This is a genomic window from Okeania sp. SIO2C2 (genome assembly GCF_010692625.1).
GTDB lineage: Bacteria > Cyanobacteriota > Cyanobacteriia > Cyanobacteriales > Microcoleaceae > Okeania > Okeania hirsuta.
In genome coordinates this window covers 212,064-230,562 of record NZ_JAAHGM010000014.1, presented here as the reverse complement: position 1 = coordinate 230,562, position 18,499 = coordinate 212,064, and the positions used below count along the sequence as shown (strand labels likewise).

Genomic DNA, 18,499 nt, shown 5'->3' with positions numbered 1-18,499 from the left:
GATACCCATTCCACAAAACTACAAAACTATTAAAATCATCCCGCATTTTTGCAACGCCTAATAATCAAACAAACTTACTCCCTTTAGGCCAACCATACAATTGTAATCTGTAGAAAAAGTTGGGGAATAAAGCAAACAAATACTTAAAAATCTTAAATCCCAAAGGCTCATCGTAAGTTCCTACCCATTCCTGACTATTCTCAATCCAATTAACAATTTTCTCAGCTACCTTATCCCCAGACGGAGCAGAATTAACTCGATTAGCTCGAATCTTATAAGCTTTATCATTCAGACGATTCACTGGTGCCCAAGCAAACTTACCAGAAATAGCACCAGGGCGATACAACCGCAGGCGAATCATATTTTTACTGGAATGATAAACAATTGGCCCGACACCAGACCAATAATAATGCAAGGCAATTTTGCCAGAATGATAAACAGGTCCGAAACAAGAAGGACTTCCATCAGCAATTGACCCAATAGCAATCACATCCAAAGGTCTACTCCGGGGTAACTTAGCTGCTTCAGCACCTACAACCGCAGGCCAAGTATAATTCACCCGATTCATCGACTCTACCAACTCAACTATGGGAATTCCACCTTCTCCTACTTCCGTCTCAATTTGACCAGCATTCAAAATCACCACATCCGGGTCATACTCAAATAGTTTTCTGGCATCCTCAATAGTTTTCTGGGGAGAAACAAACAACTCATCAAAAAAATCTCCCTCTAAACTAGGTTGACGAGTCACACCAACAACCCGCCATCCCCGTGACTTATAAACTTTACCCATCGCACTACCCAAAGTGCCTGAAATTCCAGTAATTACAACAGTTTTCATTTAATTTGATCGTTAACTTGAGGACTTGCGCTCTCCGGTAACGGAATGTCGGGATGTTTCGTAGCATTCCGTAGGAAAACTAAAACCAGTAGATTATACAAAAAATATGTTAAAATATCAATATTTAGGGTTTGCTGAAAAAGTCTTTTAGTAGGGGTAGGAGACAGGAGACAGGAGACAGGAGGAACGGGGAATGAGCGAAGAGGTAGGAGCGGGCGTTTTGTAAGAATGATTTTTCTGCCACCATCATCCCAAAATACTAGCTTTTTGAGCTTTTTCCGCTGAAAAGCTGGCACTTTTTTAGACAAAAAAATGCTAAAACCTTTATCTGTCAATACTTTTAGATTTAATCAGCAAGCCCTATTTAGACATCTTTTATTTTTGATGGTTTGGGTACGTTACGCGATCGCGCTTCAACATCCTATTTTTCTCTATTATTGAGAACTACTAAGGGTCTCCAGGTTTTTTTATTCTGAAAAAGTGCAAGATTTGTAGATCTTTGTCGTCTCAAAATGCTAGTACCTTTCCCCTCCCCTGAGTATCAGACTTTTTCAGCAAACCCTAATAATAATTAATTATTAATTATTAATTATTAATTGTTTTTCAAAGCCAACCAGCAAACTCCGTAGTAAAGCGATCGCCCAAAATAGCATCTCGAATCCGCTGAGTAAAGCGAATTAATTCTGTGACATTATGAAGAGACAATAGAGTATAACCTAAAGACTCCTTCGCTCTTACCAAATGAGCTAGATAAGCTCGACTAAAATTTTGACAACAATAACAAGGGCAAGATTCATCAAGAGGGGTATAGTCTTCTCGAAACTTAGCATTTTTCAAATTCCACCTCTCCCCTCTAACCAAAGCCACCCCATGTCGTCCTAAGCGAGTCGGAATTACACAATCAAATAAATCTATGCCAGAAGCGATCGCTCTTACCATTTCTCGATAAGTGCCAACTCCCATCAAATAACGAGGTTTATCTTCTGGTAATAAAGGAGCTGTTACTTTAACTATATCATCTATTAGCTCACCAGGCTCTCCCACACTCACTCCACCAATAGCATAACCCGGTAAATCCAAATCTACCAACTGCCTTGCTGCTACAGAACGCAGATCGGGATAAACACCACCTTGAACAATACCAAACAAAGCCTGATCCTGACGCTGATGAGCCTCAATACAACGCTTCAACCATCGATAAGTACGATTTGTTGCCAACTCCACCTCTTCCCTACTCGCTGGGTAAGGTGGACATTCATCAAAAGCCATAATCACATCAGCTCCCAATTCATTCTGAATTTGGATCGAACGCTCTGGAGTTATATCAATAATACTACCATCACGAGGTGAGCGAAATTTAACACCTGTTTCACTAATAGTTCGGATTTCTCCTAAACTAAATACTTGGAAGCCCCCAGAATCAGTTAATATTGGCCCACTCCAGGCCATAAACTTATGTAGTCCACCAGCACCAGCTATAATACTTTCTCCTGGTTGTAAGTGAAGATGATAAGTATTTGCCAAGATCATCTGAGCACCCGCTTTCTCTAACTGAGTAGGTGTGAGAGTTTTGACAGTTGCTAAAGTCCCCACAGGCATAAATCTAGGTGTATCTACACTACCATGAGGAGTCAAAAAAACACCTGCACGAGCTTTTGTGTTGCTACAACAAGCCTGAAAATGAAAGGAAAAGTTTTGGGACATGATAGTTAGGTATTGGCAATTAAAAAATTCTAACTGTTTTCTCGAAACTGAGAACAAACAATTTATATGGTTTGCCTCATTCCCTATTTTTTTCCTTTCTGCTTAAAAGGGGCAATCATCATCATCAAACTGCATATCCCAATTAGATGACAAAACTTGATCCATTACTGCGTCAAAGGCTGCAGCATTTATATTTCTAGTAGTTTCTTCTTGAAGAGGGTTTGACAGAGGAATTAGTCTTAACTGACGTCCTTCAGTAATTAAATCAAAGTATGTTTCTTTCTTTGATGATTGTCCAAGTTCTAGGTAATCAAAACTAAGCACATTTAGGTATATTGAATGATTAGCAACTAAAGTTGACCGTTGACAATCCGCAAATACTTCTAGTATGTATCCTTCACCCCGGCTTTGAATCTGGCCATCTTGAGTATGGATATAGCGGACTCTACCTAAATCTATCAACAGTCTTTGCATATCACGTTTATTGACAACTATGCCAATGTCAATTATGCAAGGAGCAGATACTCTCTGGTCAAAATTATTGGAACTCATATAGCAAAAGCCTCTGAATTTGATAGAAATTTATCAGAACAGTTTTTTTTTATTCTGAGTTATTTAGATAGTGCTATTCTTGTTCCAATTCTGGCATAGTTTCTTGGAGTATGAACCAATAATATAGTAATCTGGTTTGGAATATGCACAAAATCTTATGTAAAAGGGAACAATTTATCTAACAACAGCTCATCTGGAGTAAGAGTTTCAGACTCTTAATCTATAGTTAAATTTTTTTATACATTCTATGAGTATATATATTTAACTATGTATGTATCCTGGAAATCTTTCAGGTCTATACAAAACTATTTTCCCAATATTAAATTTCTACCATACAAAACTCATTTTGTCTACTCCATTGTTGTTAATTTGATTTGAAACAAATGCAGCAAATATTATTTTTTTTGATACTATAGTTAACAACAAGAAGCCAAGCTCAGAAAATTTTGGGTGGTAAAAAATATTGCTCCAAGTAATTAGGAAAACTCTGACAAAACTCAGTGCTGGAATTGCATTTTACACCTGTTTACCGATTCCCCATACTTGGAACTTGGATTTTAATGGTATTGCTCGTTTCGCTCCTTTGATAGGATTGATAGTAGGGGGTATCCTTGGGGTAATCGATCTTGGATTACAAATTTTAGGAATGCCTATACTCACCAGATCTGCTGTAGCGATTATATCTGGAATTATTTTAACTGGTGGTTTACACTTGGATGGGGTGATGGATACTGCTGATGGGTTGGCAGTGCCAGACCAGAAACGACGACTGGAAGTAATGAGTGATAGTGCTACAGGAGCTTTTGGGGCAATGGCAGCGATCGCTCTATTGTTGCTAAAAATTACTGCTTTAACAGATTTAGATAGCGACCGTTTTTTAATACTAATGGGAGTAGCAGGTTGGGGGAGATGGGGACAGTTAGTAGCGATCGCTCGTTACCCCTATCTCAAACCTACTGGAAAAGGAGCATTTCACAAGGAGGCAAAATATTCGATTTGGGATTTTATCCAAAGTCTACTTTTATTAGTGAGTCTCAGTGGAATCCAAATTTTATTAAACCCTGAAAGTTGGTTAGTAGCTTCTGGGATGGCAATAGGAGGAATAGCGATCGCTCTGTTGACAGGTGCTTGGTTTAACCGTTGTTTGGGCGGTCATACTGGGGATACTTATGGTGCTGTGGTTGAATGGACAGAAGCGTTGTTATTGTGTTTATTGGTTACTTTAGAATAGCGATCGGTTATTAAATAAGGCAGCTATGCTGTTTGCGTAGCATTCCGTAGGAAAGGGAGAGAAAAGTTCAAAGGGAGAAGGTTTTTTGAGCACAGATTATCCGGACATGATATTACGTATAATCACCAGATATAGAACGCTATTGGTAGGGTGTATTAGCGGTAGCTTAACACACCAAAACCCTTATCTATTGTCAGTGCGTAAATCCTGTGTGTGTTTTAGTTGCTTTGGAATAGCGAACGGTATCAGTCCCCAAGCAAAGTGATCACAACCTGAAAAAAAACTGCTAAACTAGATAGATAAAAAAAGGCTTTTTAAAGATTAGACATCTCCAAAAACCAAAAATAAAATCAATTCTTATCCATAAATTATCAATTATTCCCCTCCTGGGAGGGGGAGGGGCGAGGGGTGGGTTGCCAGATGAGCTGTTGCCTCTTTTCTAGAGATGTCTATTGGAAAATGAGACAAATCAAACGACTAACAGCTATTATTGAGCGGGAGGGTGATGGATATGTATCTTTGTGTACGGAACTGTATATTGGCAGTCAAGGCGATACGACAGAAGAAGCGCGGTCTAATTTGATTGAAGCTTTAGAAATTTTTTTTGAGACTGCTGATGCTTCCGAGATTGAGCGTCGCTTGAAATAAAAATGTATAAAGACGTACAAACAATTTTCAACTCAATTCCTAATGAGGTTGCTTGGCAAAATATTGTACAATTTGAGCAGCTTGATGATCGCGTTGCTATAGCTAATGACTTTTATCCTAATATGGTTGGTGTCAATGATGGTTTTATTGAGTGGTGTCCTAATGATGAACCACCCAGCTATTTGGAAAGATTAATGTGGTGGTGGGTGGTTCGTCCAGATATGGGGGTGGCGTTTGCTCTTGAAGATCCTGTTGAATTGAAAAGAATTATTGGGAACTATATTTTGATAAATGAATAAAGTAATGTTGCATCCGCAACGCTTTCCTGCGGAATGCTGCGCAAACGCGAGCGCTTCTAAAATATGATTGCTTTGGGAAGGGGCGATCACTCTGTTGACAGGTGCTTGGTTTAACTATTGTTTGGGCGGTCATACTGGTGATACTTATGGTGCTGTGGTTGAATAGACTGAAGCATTATTATTGTGTGTGTTGGTGACTATGGAATAGCGGGTAGTGCATCAGTTTCTCACAAGAAGAAAATTATCGCTAGTGCTTTTCTCAAAAATATCAACGTGAAGAGTCTAGCAGTTGCTTTTTCATCTCATATAACATATAAGAGTTCTGATATTTGATACTTGTGCGGAATTTAAGCTATAGTCTGGAAGAGCCAAGGAAATAAAGGGTAAGCATTTCTACGGATTGAATAAAAACTATCTTGTTGATAGGGTAAATATGGATTTATGGAAAAATCGTGGATATCTTGGATCCATGGTGACAAAAAGTCTATGTTAAAGGACAACTCAAAGGTAAAGAACTATGAGTGATTTTCAGTCTTTAGATGCGGCTATTCCATTTTTTGGTCCTTTATGGACTGCGTGCTGGAAAGGAACATTTTCATGGTATCAATATGCAAGCAATCAACTTTTTACCTTTTTTCTTCCAGAAGGAGTAAAAGAGGGTAAGAAGGGAATTTATATGTACCATTTCGACAAGATGGCTGATGGTACTGAGTCAGTGAACAAATGTAATGTTGGTACAATAAGTGAAATCTCTTACCAAGATTCATCGCTGTCCTTTAGTGTTGGCAAAGGAGAGAATTACTATTGGCTTAATGTGTCGGTGAATTTAACGACGTATGAGACAAGTATTGAATTCCTGAATGAAAGTTCTAGTTCTCGTGAACCAATACAGGATGTTGAGATGTGTTACTTTTCTGGCAAGAAAGTTTAAGTACTGTCTTTAACCCTCATAAAGCTAATCAACGTCCTGTACAAGTACAATATTGGCATCAGAGATAGTGATAACGCCATCTCTGAGATCGAAGGCTACAGCCTACAAAGCTCTCAAGATTATGCTGAGAGCGCCTGCCCAATCTCCCAGTGCTTTATGACCGCAAGCCGGGCAAAAGTGAATTTTGGAGCCACCAAGTTTCTTGTGGATGTAAACACATTTGGGAGAAGTTTTGCTAGTATAAACCTCATTATATCATGTTCCCCCGGAGGGGGAGCTACGCTAACGGATAATCAGTTATCAAAAAACTTCTGGCCTTGAAGCTTTCTTTCCCTTCTGCCTTCCCCTCCTGGGATGGGTTAGGGGTGGGTTGCCTACTGCCTTCCTTCCTCCAAAGTGTAAGTATTCAGCCGAACATGATATGACAACGGATAACTGAAATAACTCCTGAGTGCTAATTTTTAGGCTCTATCCAAACTTTTATACCCTCCACTCTGAGAGCTTGGTTGCGAGTACCACAATATGCACCATTGGAATAAACTGGTAAATCTCCCATATTCTGAACGTGAGCTGTATAGAATACATCATAATTGGCAGCTTGAATACCTGTAAGACGAATCGCAAATCCTTCTATTCTTCTAGCTTTGCCGCGTTCTCCAGCTAATTTTCCAGCTTCTAACCAAGGACTATCACCTATGTCAGAAACATGAGCCATGTATTCAAGGTTTAACCCAGGAATAGGCGGTTCTATATTGATTTGAAAAGCTTCTACACGAAAACCTTGACCGCGAGTACCTGCATATTCTCGACCAGCAAAAATGCGATCGCCAATATTTTGTATATGAACTAAAACTTTCAACCCTACAGAAACTACTGATTTTTGATTAGTAGTTTCTCCAAACATCATATTTGGTCTTTCAACAGTGGGAAAATTTTTAGAGACTTCCACACCAGGAACAATAATGATTTCGTCTACAGGTTTTGTACCTCTAGGTGTTGGGTCTTCTAAAATCATCACATCTGGATCTTCAATAGCTGTTTCTGCACCACCAGAAGGTACTACTATTAAAGGTGGTAAACTTGGAACAGTTGATTTTTGCGTATTAGTTGGTTGAGTGGCAATATTTTGAGTTCGGTTTAGTTCTTCAAGTGCCGGAAGTTTAATTCTAGATGTTGTGGGTAAAGAATCATTAGGAATTGTCAGTTTTTCTCTAGATATAGCTAACATTAGTTTTTTGCCAAAACTGGCATTAACTTTTTCCTCTAATTCCAACCACTGCTCATCATCTAAATTTTTACCCTGTTTGACAAGTTTTAATACTGCTGAAAGTGGATGTGTCTCTGCGATTAAAGCTTGAGCTTCATCTGGTAATTTGTCAGATTTTGTATGAGAAATTAATTGATGTAGTTCTTTAGCTTTTGCTTTAAGTGATTGCAAAGGAGGAAATTCTGGTTGCTGTTGATGAGCAATCGCCAAGATTTGATTAAGAATATTTAAAACTGGTTGACTGCTTGATGATTCTGTGGTTGAAGCTAGTGCTTTAATTAAGTTTTCTAAGTCTGTGAAGGAAAATATTGCCCCTGCAGAAACTTGAGATGTTTTTGCCAACTCTAGTCCTTGCTCTTTAAGAGTAGCAAAATCTCTACCATAGGCTATCAATTCTTCTAGTAAACTTTCTGAAGGGGGAGTACCTGCATTTTGTAGTTCTTTAGCTGCCAGGGAGAGGCGAATACCCAATTTAGGAAAATTTTCTGATAGAGATGCTAGTTTTTCCAACAAGTTATGATCGGCTGTTTCCATATTGTTGTTAGAGTAAATTTATATAATTACAGTTTTATATATTACTTTAGTGGGTTAAAACCTACTATCAATCAACACAATTTAATAGAGGAAATAATCGCCTCAGAGCAAAAGCACAAGTTCGAGAATGGACTAAGTTAGTAAACCTTCCCGTTTGGCCTTTTTCCTGCTTCTCAGACTTGCTATTCAACTTGGCCTTGTGTTCTTCAAACTTGGCTTGAACTTCTCAGCCAACTTGAGAGACTAATCTTTTCTGAGTTACAGTTGTTCGACTCCAATTGTAAAGTTCTGTCTTTGCAATACTAGAGTCCGAGCTACTAAAACTTTCAACTTGAGCGGAATTAGCCAACTTAGCCCGACATCTATTTATAGTAGCCGTGTTATTATTGGCTTTTAAACCTTTTATATTCAGATAAATTTCATTCATCTGTGCTATTACTCCCGGCTCGAATCCGAGAAAAGCAGCTTCCTTTTCCCAGTTCTTGAGTGCCTAATACCAGTTTGAAAAAAGAATGCTATAAAAAGTGCATCTCGATCGGATATGCTTAAAAATAGCTTCTCCAGTTCATTTTAGATGGTTATATCTATCTTTTTTCAATATTTATCATTTTCTGTGTGGGTTTAATACCCCACCGTCAACGGGGGTGTTCAAAATTACTTGGGGGAGCGTAGACGCGGAGCGGCTTGTCCAAGACTATCCCCATGTAATTTTCCTCCTGTCTCCTGTCTCCTGTCTCCTGTCTCCTTCTTCAATCCTTCTTCCTTCTTGCTTCTTCCTTCTACTATTTGTAACAAAAATTGATCAAATTGGTATAAGTTGCCACAGCCAGCGCTTCGACTTGGTCGTTTTTGTCGGGGAAGCGTTCCGACTAGGGAAAAGAAGATCAAGAATTTGTCAAAAAACCTGATTTAGCACTCAAATTAGTTCAAAAAATATTGTTCAGAAAATATCGCCCTGGTGTAGCTTTAGTGGATGGAGGTTATGGCAATAATTCCTCTTTTTTAGAGGAACTAGAGAAATTAGAGCTGAACCATATAGGAGGTTTCGCAAAAAACCGAAAAGTCAATATTATGGGTGCATCTCAATGCAAGAATAAAGCCAAAAATTTCTTGCTTTTAGGCAACAGGCAACAGGCAACAGGCAACAGGAAATATATAGGAAAAAAGTATTTTTGCAAATATGAGATGTACCCAATATTATCAACCCAAAAATAGGAAAAAAACAGTGACAAAAAAGGTTAGATGAAATTATATGATCTTTAGCAGAAAAAGATTTTCAAGAAATTACTTTGTTTGATGTTACTGAATTTGATCAAATTTGTATTACAGTATCGTATTTACCAAAAATATCACACTCTGAAAGAAGGGATTTATTTTTTCTGGGGAAAAACTTGAAGAATGTGTGTCATTATACAATAATTTTATAAGAGTTTATCTGCCCAGATAAACAGGATGATTTCACATTATTTTAATTCTAGATTAATTTGACTAAGCAAAATTAATTTGATAAAATATTGTCGATGTTTAAAAGTAAAAAAAAAGACATTTTTGTCCATTGAAAAACGAAAATAAATTTTAATATTCCCTTAACCTTTTACAAATGAAATATCTAGACAAGTAGAGCAGCCTAAAAGTAATGTTAAGTTAAATATCGTTTCAAGTTAAAGTTGAAAAGAAGGGGAAAAATAATGTTACAAATACCTCAAAAAACAACAGACTCAAGCTATGATATTCTGAGGGCGGAGCGACAACCCCTAACCTCAATATTTGCCCCAGAAAATGTAGCAGTAATTGGTGCTACAGAAAGAGTCGGCAGTGTCGGACGCACAATTCTCTGGAATCTACTCAGCAATCCTTTTGGAGGCACAATTTTTCCGGTTAACCCCAAGCGTCATAGTGTGTTAGGAATTCCAGCTTATCCAAATATTAAAGCCATACCAGCACCAGTAGACTTAGCAATCATTGCCATACCTGCACCAATGGTCCCTGATGCTGTGCGTGACTGTGTAGAAGTAGGCATAAAAGGCGCGATCATAGTCTCAGCCGGATTCAAAGAAATTGGACCAGAAGGCATAGAATTAGAACGACAAATTATGGCAACAGCCAAGGGCAAAATGCGACTGATTGGCCCCAACTGTTTAGGACTAATGAACCCCCATAGTGGACTAAACGCCACCTTTGCTAGCACTATGGCAAACCCAGGCAACCTTGGTTTCATTAGTCAGAGTGGAGCATTTTGTACAGCCGTTCTCGACTGGAGTTTCCCAGAAAACGTAGGCTTCAGTGCATTCATTTCCATAGGCTCAATGCTAGATTTAGACTGGGGCGACCTGATATACTATCTTGGAGACGACCCCCACACCAAAAGTATTGTCATCTATATGGAATCCATTGGCAATGCGCGCTCATTCCTGTCTGCTGCTCGTGAAGTAGCATTGACCAAGCCAATAATAGTGATTAAAGCTGGTCAAACTGAAGCTGCTGCTAAAGCTGCTGCTTCACATACAGGGTCACTCACAGGTAGTGATGAAGTGCTAAATGCTGCCTTTCGTCGGTGTGGAGTGCTGCGGGTGAATCGCATCTCTGAACTATTTAATATGGCAGAAGTGATGGCAAAACAGCCACGGCTGCCGAAAGGACCGAAACTGACAATTATTACTAATGCTGGAGGACCAGGAGTGTTAGCTACGGATGCCCTAATTGCTACTGGTGGAGAACTTGCTCCTCTGGCAGAAGAAACAATTGCTCAACTGAATGAATTTCTCCCCACCCACTGGAGTCATGCTAACCCCATTGATATCCTTGGTGATGCTGACCCAGAGCGCTATCGCAAAACTTTAGAAGTAGCAGTTAAAGATCCTAACACCGACGGTTTGCTGGTAATTTTGACTCCTCAAGCAATGACCGACCCCACTCAAACCGCAGAACAGTTGAAGCATTATGCTCAAACTGCTAAAAAACCAGTATTAGCAAGTTGGATGGGAGGGGATGAGGTAACTACAGGTGAAACTATTCTTAATCGTGCTAGTATCTCAACTTATCGTTATCCAGATTCTGCTGCCAAGCTTTTTAACTTTATGTGGCAGTACAATTATAACTTGCAGGGTATTTATGAAACCCCAGTGCTAGCAGAAGAACAAGAAAGCGGTCCAAACTGTTCTATAGTTGAGCAAATTATCAAAACAGCTCAGAATACAGGCAGAAATATTCTTACAGAATCAGAATCAAAACAAATTTTAGCTGCTTATGGTATTCCCATCGTGCAGACTTTGGTTGCCAAAACTGAAGCAGAAGCAGTGGAACGTGCTAATATAATCGGTTATCCAGTGGTGCTGAAACTGTTGTCTGAGACAATCACCCATAAAACTGATGTGGATGGTGTGCAGTTAAATCTTAAAGATGCAGAAGCAGTGAAATGGGCGTATCAAAATATTCAAACATCTGTAACTGAGAAAGTGGGGTCTGAGCATTTCCTAGGGGTGACGGTGCAACCAATGTTAAGCTTAGACCGTGGTTATGAGTTGATTATTGGTAGCAGTGTTGACCCGCAGTTTGGTCCGGTATTAGTGTTTGGTACGGGTGGGCAGTTAGTAGAGGTGTTTAGAGACCGGGCGATCGCTCTGCCACCTTTGAATACAACTCTCGCTCGCCGGATGATGGAACAAACAAAAATTTATCAAGCTCTCAAAGGAGTAAGGGGAAGGAAAGCTGTAGATTTGGGAGCGCTGGAAAAGCTATTAGTGAAATTTAGTCAGTTAGTGGTAGAGGAACCTTGGATTAAGGAAATTGATATTAATCCTCTGTTAGCTTCTTCGGAAAGGTTGATTGCTTTGGATGCAAGGATAGTTCTTCATGATCAGAGTGTGGGTGTAGAGAAATTGCCATCATCAGCTATTCGTCCGTATCCTACTCAATATGTCAAACCTTGGCAAATGAGAAATGGGGAGGGGGTGACTATTCGTCCTATTCGCCCAGAGGATGAACCGTTGATTATTCAATTCCATAAAACGTTGTCAGAGGAAAGTGTGTATTTGCGTTATTTTAACTTTCTCAAGCTGAGTCGGCGCATTGCTCACGAACGATTAACCAGAATTTGCTTTATTGATTACTATCGGGAAATGGCATTGGTGGCGGATTATAAAAATCCAGAAACGGGAAACCATGAAATTTTAGGAGTGGGTCGCTTGAGTAAGTCACATGAGGTAAATGAGGCAGAGTTTGCGATGTTGGTGAGCGACCCCTATCAACGTCAGGGGTTAGGGACGGAATTGTTATTGCGACTGGTGCAAATTGGTCGAGATGAGCAGTTAGAGGGAATTGTTGCGACAATTTTAGCTGAGAATATAGCTATGCAAAGAGTTTGTGAGAAAGTGGGTTTTCAATTGCAGCGTAGTGCTGATTTAGTAGAGGCGAAATTGACAATCTGTCATTAAGTAGCACTCAGCGATCGGCCATCAGCTTCTCAAGGTGTATAATGGGGGTTTTAATCCCCCATAAAAGACACACTACGCACTTTTCAAATAAGTGTGGGGAACTTAAACCCTTGATTTTTTAGCGCTCCAGCTAAATGCTGTTTGCGTTTGCGTAGTATTTCAGACCGAAAGTATTCCGGAACGGAAAAGCTGATAGCTAGTTAAATCCGGGCGATCGGTAGCTTCGGTGCGAATATATTTTTAGTCAATGCTTTTTGGGGATGAATTTAGCTTTAATTCAACCACAACAGGTAAATGGTCTGAAGCGTCTAAGTCAAAAATATTGGCTTGCTGATTACTAAATTCTTTGGAGAAAAATAAGAAATCAAAGCGTTTTTTCAGTTCTTTAAAAGTTACCTGTTGATGAATTTCTTCGTTCGTGGATTGCTCATCAATAAATGCTTCTTGAATGCCCGGAATAGTTTGCCAAATACTGGCAAAAAAAGGTGGTAGTTGATAATCTTCTGGACGTTCGTTTGCTAAAGGAATATAAGCATGGAAATTGAAATCACCACCAATAATAATGTTTTCTGTCCAGCCCTCAGATTGAATCCAATCTATGAAATCATTATACTGGATAACTCGGTAGCTGCGTTGTCATACTTCAATATGAACATTAAATATATGTATGGGTGTATTCTGATATTCGACTGTGACGTGCTGCACAGGATTTTCCCAAACAAAAGGAAAGTAAATAAAATTGACTAATTTATTAGGCAAAGTTGGTTTAAATGTAAAGGTGCGATAGCTGTGGCTAGTAATGGGATATTTGGATAAAATCGCTCCTCCACTATGCATCTTTCCAATACCCATAAATGGCACAAATTTTTTCCATGTATCTATTTGAGCAACATAATTCCAGCCTAATTGTTCCTGTAAATAAGTAAGTTGGTTGAGATAATAAGTGCGCTGAGAATTAAAGTCTACTTCCTGCAAGAGTAGTATATCTACTTGTTGTTCTTTCACCAGTTGCACAATTTGATTGAGATTATCCAGAAAGAACTTCTGTGGATGTGGGTCATTTAGGCTTTTCTGTATGGGTCCGGAAGCATAACCCATATTATAAGTCATAACTGTTAAAGTTTCTTGCTCCTGGGGCACAGGATAGGAAGCAATATCAACGGGTGCATTTTCCACTATCTTTGCTTGTGGACGATTATGCCTTATATTGAACCAAGTAACATAAAGGGGAAAGGGTAAGGCGATAATTAAGGCTAAGGCTATAGTGAATTTTACTAAAGACTTAAATTTAAGTTGATTGAAAATAACCATAAGGATATTTAATAACCCAGTAACTATTCAATTATCCTATTACTAGGAAAACTTGACACCAAAAACAAAAGGAGAATTAGAGCGAAAAACAATTTTTTTTCTGACGATTTCTTGAATTCTATAGAAGTTCATCAACCACCCCAAAGTGTGCTTAACAAATAATAATCTATCCGGTTTCCACACTTTAGTTAACTCCAAGAATCTACTAAATTTTACAAATTCTGAATCTTCCATCATTTTAATCACAATGGTATTAGAGCTAATTGTATAGATGTTTTACCTCTTTGTACTGCATCTTCGACTGATTGATAAAATAAAGATTTACCAATTCCTTGTCCTCTAAATTCTTTGAAGACAAACAACGCTCCTATTTTATGCCAATCTTGATGAATATCATAATTTAAACAAGCTCCCAAAAGGTTACCTTTTTCATCTTCAGCAACCATCACATCTTCCACTTCAAGCCATTTTTTCAATGAGTACCCCATAATATTAGGAGTAGATTTGATAGCTTTGACAAGCCGTTCAGCTTCTAATTTACTCACTTTTCTTTTGAAAACTGCAATCGTATTCATCTTCTCCAATATTTAATATCAAGTCCGGGTAATAACTTACGATATAGCTTTAATCAACACTTTTGACTCAAGTAGAAATTAAGGCTGTGTGCATTCCTAGTTTTATCGAAACTAATCATCCAGACATGATATTTTTGACAAAAGCCCAAATAAATATTATAGCAGTTAGGAGTAGACCTAAATAAAGATTAGAATAATTATTAAAAGTCGTCTTGAGCAACATAATGACACTATTCTTATCTTGAAACTCTTCAAGATTGTGACAGTCCATTTCTAATAATAAATTGCCAGATTCTTGTAAAGATTTTTCATAATACCTATATGTCAAGAATACAATGAGAAGACCAACAGTCCATACAAAATAGCTAAGAACCAGCCACAAAATAGCCGCTGGTGCTAAGGTTTTAATTCCGACAGTAACTTCAAAGGCAATCCCTATATTAATACACAGAAAAACTGACGTATAGTTTCCTAATTTATTCACAAAAATATGAGAAAAATATGTAAAATTAAGTGCGACTTTTTTGCAAATACTACTTGTGTCAAAGAAGCCAAAGTAATGTTGTTTTAAGAGGGATATTTTTATTTGTTTATCTCTTATTTTTGTTTGATAAATTTTCAAAAATATAGAATCTTTTATTGAGGCATAAATGGTCACAAAAATCATAAGTAACCCAACAATAATATAATTAATTAAAGAGTAAGGGAGGTAATATAAATAAGGACGTTTATACGCATCATATCCTTCTTTACTATCAAGTTCAATATATATATCTTCTGGATGTTTTTTAGTCCAGTATTCCCAGAAATCTGCCAGTTTTTGTGGAGCATACTCCAAATGGTAATACGGTACAATTATAATAACTGCCACAGCAATTGCTAACATGATAATACGAATAAAATTTCTGGCTTTTCTATATTCAGCAGGTATAGTGTTTTCAAAGCCAAAAAATTCATTAAATTCCTGCCGGAAGACTATAAAAACTATATAAATTTCAGTTAGAGAAAAAATAACAGTACGAATAAATTCAATAATCCCACCGTAATCCGTGTACCTTGTGAGCCAAGGTTTACTGTCAGCCAAAATATAAGACATAATTAGTGATAATCCACTACAAATTACAAAGAAGATTATAGTGATTAATAAGATGTAAGGAAAATTTGCTTCATTAGAGTCATAACTGAAAAATTTTGTCAATTCCTCTACAGTACGACTTAAAAAGAGCGGCTCAAAACCTTCATCTAAAAAAGATTGTTCTAAGGAAGGTTGTGATGTGGTAATTAGTAACTTAAAATTTTGTTCACTGCGGGAAGGTAAATAGGATTTGACTTGCTGATAATCCCTAATATCATCGAGTACGACCAGTACATCACCTTCTAGCCAGTCCGACCAACAATAATCAATCTGACTTTGTAAATCTCTATCTTCAGGTGGCTGTAAACCTAACCTTGACTTTGCAAAGTTGACTATTTGCTGCCCTAAATTCGCCTTTTGTCCCTGTAACCAGCAAATTCCGCCTGGATAAATCTGTTTTTCCCAAGCAAGCAGTGCATATTGTCGCGCCAGTTCTGTTTTACCTGGGCTGTTTTCTTCAGAATAAACCACAACCCTACCCTTTTGCTTCAACTGCTGGTGTAAGGTTTCAAGTTCAAGCTCTCGTCCGATAAATTCAACATCACTAGGGGGAATGTTATGTGGTTCTACCTTTTTCGGTTCCGGTTTGGGTGGAAGAAATTGTACTACATTTGCTTTGGCAATATTGACTATATTGTCAACTGTACCACCCGAAATCTCTGTGGAGAAGTCTGTTTGTAGCCTATTTCTCAGAGCTTGATCTATGCTTGCATCAGTTGAAGTACTTGACTGTAATTGTTCGAGTAAAGCTTGACCTTCTTCATCCTGACGTAGGGATTCTATGAAACGCCGGGCGAGACGAAGATCTTCATCCTTATAAGAACTAGATTCCATATCAACTATTCTCTGTTTGAACTACTAAAAATTCATATCTCCAGCATTAACAACACTGACAATCTTCCCGACCTCTCCACCATAGACTTGAACCAAAAACTCACTAATATCTTGTCCTTGAGTAGTATCCTTCATCAATTGGTTTAACTCCTGAGCAAACTTTGAGTCAGCTTCAGCTTTTTCTGCCAACACATCAACCAATGCTCTTTGGCGACTTTCAGTTTTAGGCTTCTCTTTTAAGCGTTCTAGTGTTTGTTTTGCGTACTCATCTTCATTAAATTTACTAACAATAGCTTGGTAGATAGCTTTTGTTTTTTCCCAAGCAAACTCTCCAGCTTTTTGGGCTGCACCTTCACCAGCTTTAGCTAGATCAGGAACCAGTAGAGATACTACTGATGTGGCAATTTGAACAATATTCATGGCATCAATCACTTACAGTGAAAATACTTTCTTGGATAGCATCGTGCTGCAATCTATACGATATCGTTTTCCCAAATCTACAAAAATTACGATAGACCTAAACACATCTCCACTTTAACATAGCTTTTTATAGATTTGGTGATATGGTGCGGTTTTGTGATGGTGATTTTGAGATTCATCAAGTTAGCCACCCCGACACCCCTTGGGCTGAGAAGAATAAAATTTATTATATTGGAGTTTAGACTAAATAGTTGAAAATAAAATCAAATAAAGGATTGAAAAAATATGGACTATCAACAGATGTGAGAAAAAACATCGGTGAAGCAGATTGAGGATTTGTGTGATTTTCACCCCTACATATAGTGTCTAATTTAATAGACATCTGCCATAATAAAAAATTAAATCAATTATTGCACAGAAATTATCAATTCTTTCCCCCTACTGCCTACTGCTTACTCCCTACCCCCTTTCAAAAATACATGACTGAATTTGAAACCAGTGACTCACTATTGCCTTTACCTGTGATGCCTTCAGAAGAAAATACCTTTGCTCATTACACAATGGTCTGTAGACTACCGGGTGTCATCGAACAAGTTATCAAAGACAATAATTTTCCTCCAACTATTGTCCAACAGTTAGAGTCTCTAACTGTAGATTTATTTGAAGGATGGGTACGACCCCTGATCGATGACTCAGGACCAGATGTAGCAGCTTGGACATCCTACTTAGAGTCTTTTGAAGGTAGAAGTTGGTTTGATTTACCGTTTTATTTTGCTGAAGCTTATTTTTTCCGACGTTTGTTGGAGGCAACAGATTATTTTGTGCCTGGAATTTGGCAAGGAATAGACCCTTTTTGTTATCAAAAACGCTTAAGTTTAGAAAAATCAATGGATGCTATCCGCGAAATTGGCGATCGCATTAATGGTTTAAATACTGCTCTACCAAAACAACAGAGTTATCAAATTTGTCTAACAGCTCTGTTGCAAACTGCTTTGTGGGGTAATCAAGCTGATTTGAGTTTATGGCTAGTTGAAACAGAGGACCGGACTACTAGAGACCTTCAACAACAACAATCTCACATATTAGTAGATGATACTTACAATTTAATCGACTATTTAAGTCATATTCAGGGGCAACGGATAGATTTAATTATAGATAATGCAGGTTTTGATTTAGTTTGCGATTTTTTTCTGATAGATTTCCTTTTGTCTACTCAAACTGCCAATATTGTTTACTTGCATTTGAAAGCACATCCAACTTTTGTCTCTGATGCTATGAGTCAAGATGTCTTTTACACTCTGGAAATCTTAGCTAATGATGTCTCAGAAAATTTACAAATGTTGGCAGCTCGCTTACAAGAATATATTAGTACTGGTCGTTTAATTTGCCGAGATGACTTTTTTTGGAATGCGCCATTAGCTTTTTGGGAAATGCCAGAGTCTGTGAGAGAGGAATTAGCTAAGGCAAGTTTGGTTTTGATTAAGGGTGATGCTAACTATCGCCGTATCTTGGGCGATCGCCACTGGTTATTTACTACCCCTTTGTCAGATATTGCTTATTATTTTCCTACACCATTTGTAGCTTTGCGTACCTTAAAGTCAGAAGTAGCAACTAGCTTAGAACCCGATCAAATCGAAATATTAAATGAAGAAGATCCTTTGTGGTTAACAAATGGTCAGTGGGGTGTGATTCAGTTTGTCATGCCTTGAAGAAGGGAGTAGGGGAGTGAGGGAGTGGGGGTACCCACCCCTAACCCCTCCCAGGAGGGGAATTTGGGGGGGTGG

At 38.2% G+C, this 18,499-nt stretch carries 17 protein-coding genes and 3 pseudogenes; 9 read left to right on the top strand and 11 right to left on the bottom strand.

Annotation, left to right across the window (positions count from 1 at the left end):
• Nucleotides 1–64 precede the first annotated feature (64 nt).
• Complete coding sequence (locus tag F6K18_RS14710; RefSeq protein WP_287521836.1) at nucleotides 65–841, bottom strand: NAD-dependent epimerase/dehydratase family protein; 777 nt, start codon at nucleotides 839–841, stop codon at nucleotides 65–67.
• 312 nt (nucleotides 842–1,153) lie between these two features.
• Between F6K18_RS14710 and F6K18_RS14705 the strand changes: the two genes are divergently transcribed.
• On the top strand, nucleotides 1,154–1,282 hold the full coding sequence (locus tag F6K18_RS14705; protein WP_275670290.1) for a hypothetical protein: 129 nt from the start codon (nucleotides 1,154–1,156) through the stop codon (nucleotides 1,280–1,282).
• A gap of 162 nt (nucleotides 1,283–1,444) precedes the next feature.
• On the opposite strand, the gene tgt is transcribed toward F6K18_RS14705, so the two are convergent.
• A complete protein-coding gene (tgt, locus tag F6K18_RS14700; protein ID WP_124143511.1) occupies nucleotides 1,445–2,545 on the bottom strand; it encodes a tRNA guanosine(34) transglycosylase Tgt in 1,101 nt (366 codons plus the stop codon).
• 102 nt (nucleotides 2,546–2,647) lie between these two features.
• Entirely contained in the window at nucleotides 2,648–3,097 is a 450-nt protein-coding gene (locus F6K18_RS14695) for a hypothetical protein (RefSeq protein WP_124143512.1), read from the bottom strand.
• 463 nt (nucleotides 3,098–3,560) lie between these two features.
• On the opposite strand from F6K18_RS14695, the gene cobS reads away from it, so the two are divergent.
• From cobS to F6K18_RS14670, 5 genes and pseudogenes are all read left to right on the top strand, one after another.
• Nucleotides 3,561–4,328, top strand: a complete 768-nt coding sequence (gene cobS / locus F6K18_RS14690) for an adenosylcobinamide-GDP ribazoletransferase (protein WP_240038789.1) — start codon at nucleotides 3,561–3,563, stop codon at nucleotides 4,326–4,328.
• A gap of 459 nt (nucleotides 4,329–4,787) precedes the next feature.
• The gene (locus tag F6K18_RS14685; RefSeq protein ID WP_124143514.1) at nucleotides 4,788–4,976 is read left to right on the top strand and encodes a type II toxin-antitoxin system HicB family antitoxin; all 189 of its coding nucleotides are present in this window, start codon (nucleotides 4,788–4,790) and stop codon (nucleotides 4,974–4,976) included.
• A 2-nt stretch (nucleotides 4,977–4,978) separates the two neighbouring features.
• Nucleotides 4,979–5,275 carry a hypothetical protein gene (locus tag F6K18_RS14680; protein ID WP_124143515.1) on the top strand — a complete coding sequence of 99 codons (297 nt, stop codon included), beginning with the start codon at nucleotides 4,979–4,981 and terminating at the stop codon, nucleotides 5,273–5,275.
• 82 nt (nucleotides 5,276–5,357) lie between these two features.
• A pseudogene (locus F6K18_RS14675) lies at nucleotides 5,358–5,441 on the top strand (adenosylcobinamide-GDP ribazoletransferase); the annotation flags it as partial.
• A 351-nt stretch (nucleotides 5,442–5,792) separates the two neighbouring features.
• Entirely contained in the window at nucleotides 5,793–6,206 is a 414-nt protein-coding gene (locus tag F6K18_RS14670; RefSeq protein WP_124143516.1) for a hypothetical protein, read from the top strand.
• A gap of 102 nt (nucleotides 6,207–6,308) precedes the next feature.
• Here the strand turns inward: F6K18_RS14670 and F6K18_RS14665 are convergent.
• The 4 genes and pseudogenes from F6K18_RS14665 to F6K18_RS14650 all read right to left on the bottom strand — a co-directional run.
• Nucleotides 6,309–6,446 (bottom strand): annotated as a pseudogene (locus F6K18_RS14665) (zinc ribbon domain-containing protein); the annotation flags it as partial.
• Nucleotides 6,447–6,660: 214 nt separating this feature from the next.
• A complete protein-coding gene (locus tag F6K18_RS14660; protein ID WP_287521834.1) occupies nucleotides 6,661–8,007 on the bottom strand; it encodes a hydrogenase in 1,347 nt (448 codons plus the stop codon).
• Between the two features lie 226 nt (nucleotides 8,008–8,233).
• Nucleotides 8,234–8,434 (bottom strand): hypothetical protein, encoded by a 201-nt coding sequence (locus tag F6K18_RS14655; RefSeq protein ID WP_287521832.1) that lies wholly within the window; start codon nucleotides 8,432–8,434, stop codon nucleotides 8,234–8,236.
• 227 nt (nucleotides 8,435–8,661) lie between these two features.
• The gene (locus F6K18_RS14650; protein ID WP_287521831.1) at nucleotides 8,662–8,802 is read right to left on the bottom strand and encodes a hypothetical protein; all 141 of its coding nucleotides are present in this window, start codon (nucleotides 8,800–8,802) and stop codon (nucleotides 8,662–8,664) included.
• Between the two features lie 78 nt (nucleotides 8,803–8,880).
• Between F6K18_RS14650 and F6K18_RS14645 the strand changes: the two are divergent.
• Nucleotides 8,881–9,078, top strand: a pseudogene (locus F6K18_RS14645) (transposase); the annotation flags it as partial.
• Nucleotides 9,079–9,695: 617 nt separating this feature from the next.
• Nucleotides 9,696–12,440 carry a bifunctional acetate--CoA ligase family protein/GNAT family N-acetyltransferase gene (locus F6K18_RS14640; RefSeq protein ID WP_287521830.1) on the top strand — a complete coding sequence of 915 codons (2,745 nt, stop codon included), beginning with the start codon at nucleotides 9,696–9,698 and terminating at the stop codon, nucleotides 12,438–12,440.
• 636 nt (nucleotides 12,441–13,076) lie between these two features.
• Here the strand turns inward: F6K18_RS14640 and F6K18_RS14635 are convergent.
• The 4 genes from F6K18_RS14635 to F6K18_RS14620 form a co-directional block, all read right to left on the bottom strand.
• The gene (locus F6K18_RS14635) at nucleotides 13,077–13,751 is read right to left on the bottom strand and encodes an endonuclease/exonuclease/phosphatase family protein (RefSeq protein WP_287521829.1); all 675 of its coding nucleotides are present in this window, start codon (nucleotides 13,749–13,751) and stop codon (nucleotides 13,077–13,079) included.
• A gap of 242 nt (nucleotides 13,752–13,993) precedes the next feature.
• Nucleotides 13,994–14,326: a GNAT family N-acetyltransferase gene (locus F6K18_RS14630; RefSeq protein WP_287521828.1), complete on the bottom strand. Its 333-nt coding sequence runs from the start codon at nucleotides 14,324–14,326 to the stop codon at nucleotides 13,994–13,996.
• 115 nt (nucleotides 14,327–14,441) lie between these two features.
• Nucleotides 14,442–16,295 (bottom strand): hypothetical protein, encoded by a 1,854-nt coding sequence (locus F6K18_RS14625; RefSeq protein WP_287521827.1) that lies wholly within the window; start codon nucleotides 16,293–16,295, stop codon nucleotides 14,442–14,444.
• A gap of 24 nt (nucleotides 16,296–16,319) precedes the next feature.
• Nucleotides 16,320–16,715 carry a hypothetical protein gene (locus F6K18_RS14620; RefSeq protein ID WP_287521826.1) on the bottom strand — a complete coding sequence of 132 codons (396 nt, stop codon included), beginning with the start codon at nucleotides 16,713–16,715 and terminating at the stop codon, nucleotides 16,320–16,322.
• Between the two features lie 479 nt (nucleotides 16,716–17,194).
• Here F6K18_RS14620 and F6K18_RS14615 point away from each other — a divergent pair, with 479 nt between their 5' ends.
• Nucleotides 17,195–18,424, top strand: coding sequence for a damage-control phosphatase ARMT1 family protein (locus F6K18_RS14615; RefSeq protein ID WP_287521824.1), 1,230 nt, complete (start codon nucleotides 17,195–17,197; stop codon nucleotides 18,422–18,424).
• Nucleotides 18,425–18,499: the final 75 nt, after the last annotated feature.

Bases quoted from the DNA above. Each gene is read 5' to 3' on its own strand.
- F6K18_RS14710 (WP_287521836.1), bottom strand. From the start codon at position 841: ATGAAAACTGTTGTAATTACTGGAATTTCAGGCACTTTGGGTAGTGCG.
- F6K18_RS14705 (WP_275670290.1), top strand. From the start codon at position 1,154: ATGCTAAAACCTTTATCTGTCAATACTTTTAGATTTAATCAGCAAGCC.
- tgt (WP_124143511.1), bottom strand. From the start codon at position 2,545: ATGTCCCAAAACTTTTCCTTTCATTTTCAGGCTTGTTGTAGCAACACA.
- F6K18_RS14695 (WP_124143512.1), bottom strand. From the start codon at position 3,097: ATGAGTTCCAATAATTTTGACCAGAGAGTATCTGCTCCTTGCATAATT.
- F6K18_RS14685 (WP_124143514.1), top strand. From the start codon at position 4,788: ATGAGACAAATCAAACGACTAACAGCTATTATTGAGCGGGAGGGTGAT.
- F6K18_RS14680 (WP_124143515.1), top strand. From the start codon at position 4,979: ATGTATAAAGACGTACAAACAATTTTCAACTCAATTCCTAATGAGGTT.
- F6K18_RS14670 (WP_124143516.1), top strand. From the start codon at position 5,793: ATGAGTGATTTTCAGTCTTTAGATGCGGCTATTCCATTTTTTGGTCCT.
- F6K18_RS14660 (WP_287521834.1), bottom strand. From the start codon at position 8,007: ATGGAAACAGCCGATCATAACTTGTTGGAAAAACTAGCATCTCTATCA.
- F6K18_RS14655 (WP_287521832.1), bottom strand. From the start codon at position 8,434: ATGAATGAAATTTATCTGAATATAAAAGGTTTAAAAGCCAATAATAAC.
- F6K18_RS14640 (WP_287521830.1), top strand. From the start codon at position 9,696: ATGTTACAAATACCTCAAAAAACAACAGACTCAAGCTATGATATTCTG.
- F6K18_RS14635 (WP_287521829.1), bottom strand. From the start codon at position 13,751: ATGGTTATTTTCAATCAACTTAAATTTAAGTCTTTAGTAAAATTCACT.
- F6K18_RS14630 (WP_287521828.1), bottom strand. From the start codon at position 14,326: ATGAATACGATTGCAGTTTTCAAAAGAAAAGTGAGTAAATTAGAAGCT.
- F6K18_RS14625 (WP_287521827.1), bottom strand. From the start codon at position 16,295: ATGGAATCTAGTTCTTATAAGGATGAAGATCTTCGTCTCGCCCGGCGT.
- F6K18_RS14620 (WP_287521826.1), bottom strand. From the start codon at position 16,715: ATGAATATTGTTCAAATTGCCACATCAGTAGTATCTCTACTGGTTCCT.
- F6K18_RS14615 (WP_287521824.1), top strand. From the start codon at position 17,195: ATGACTGAATTTGAAACCAGTGACTCACTATTGCCTTTACCTGTGATG.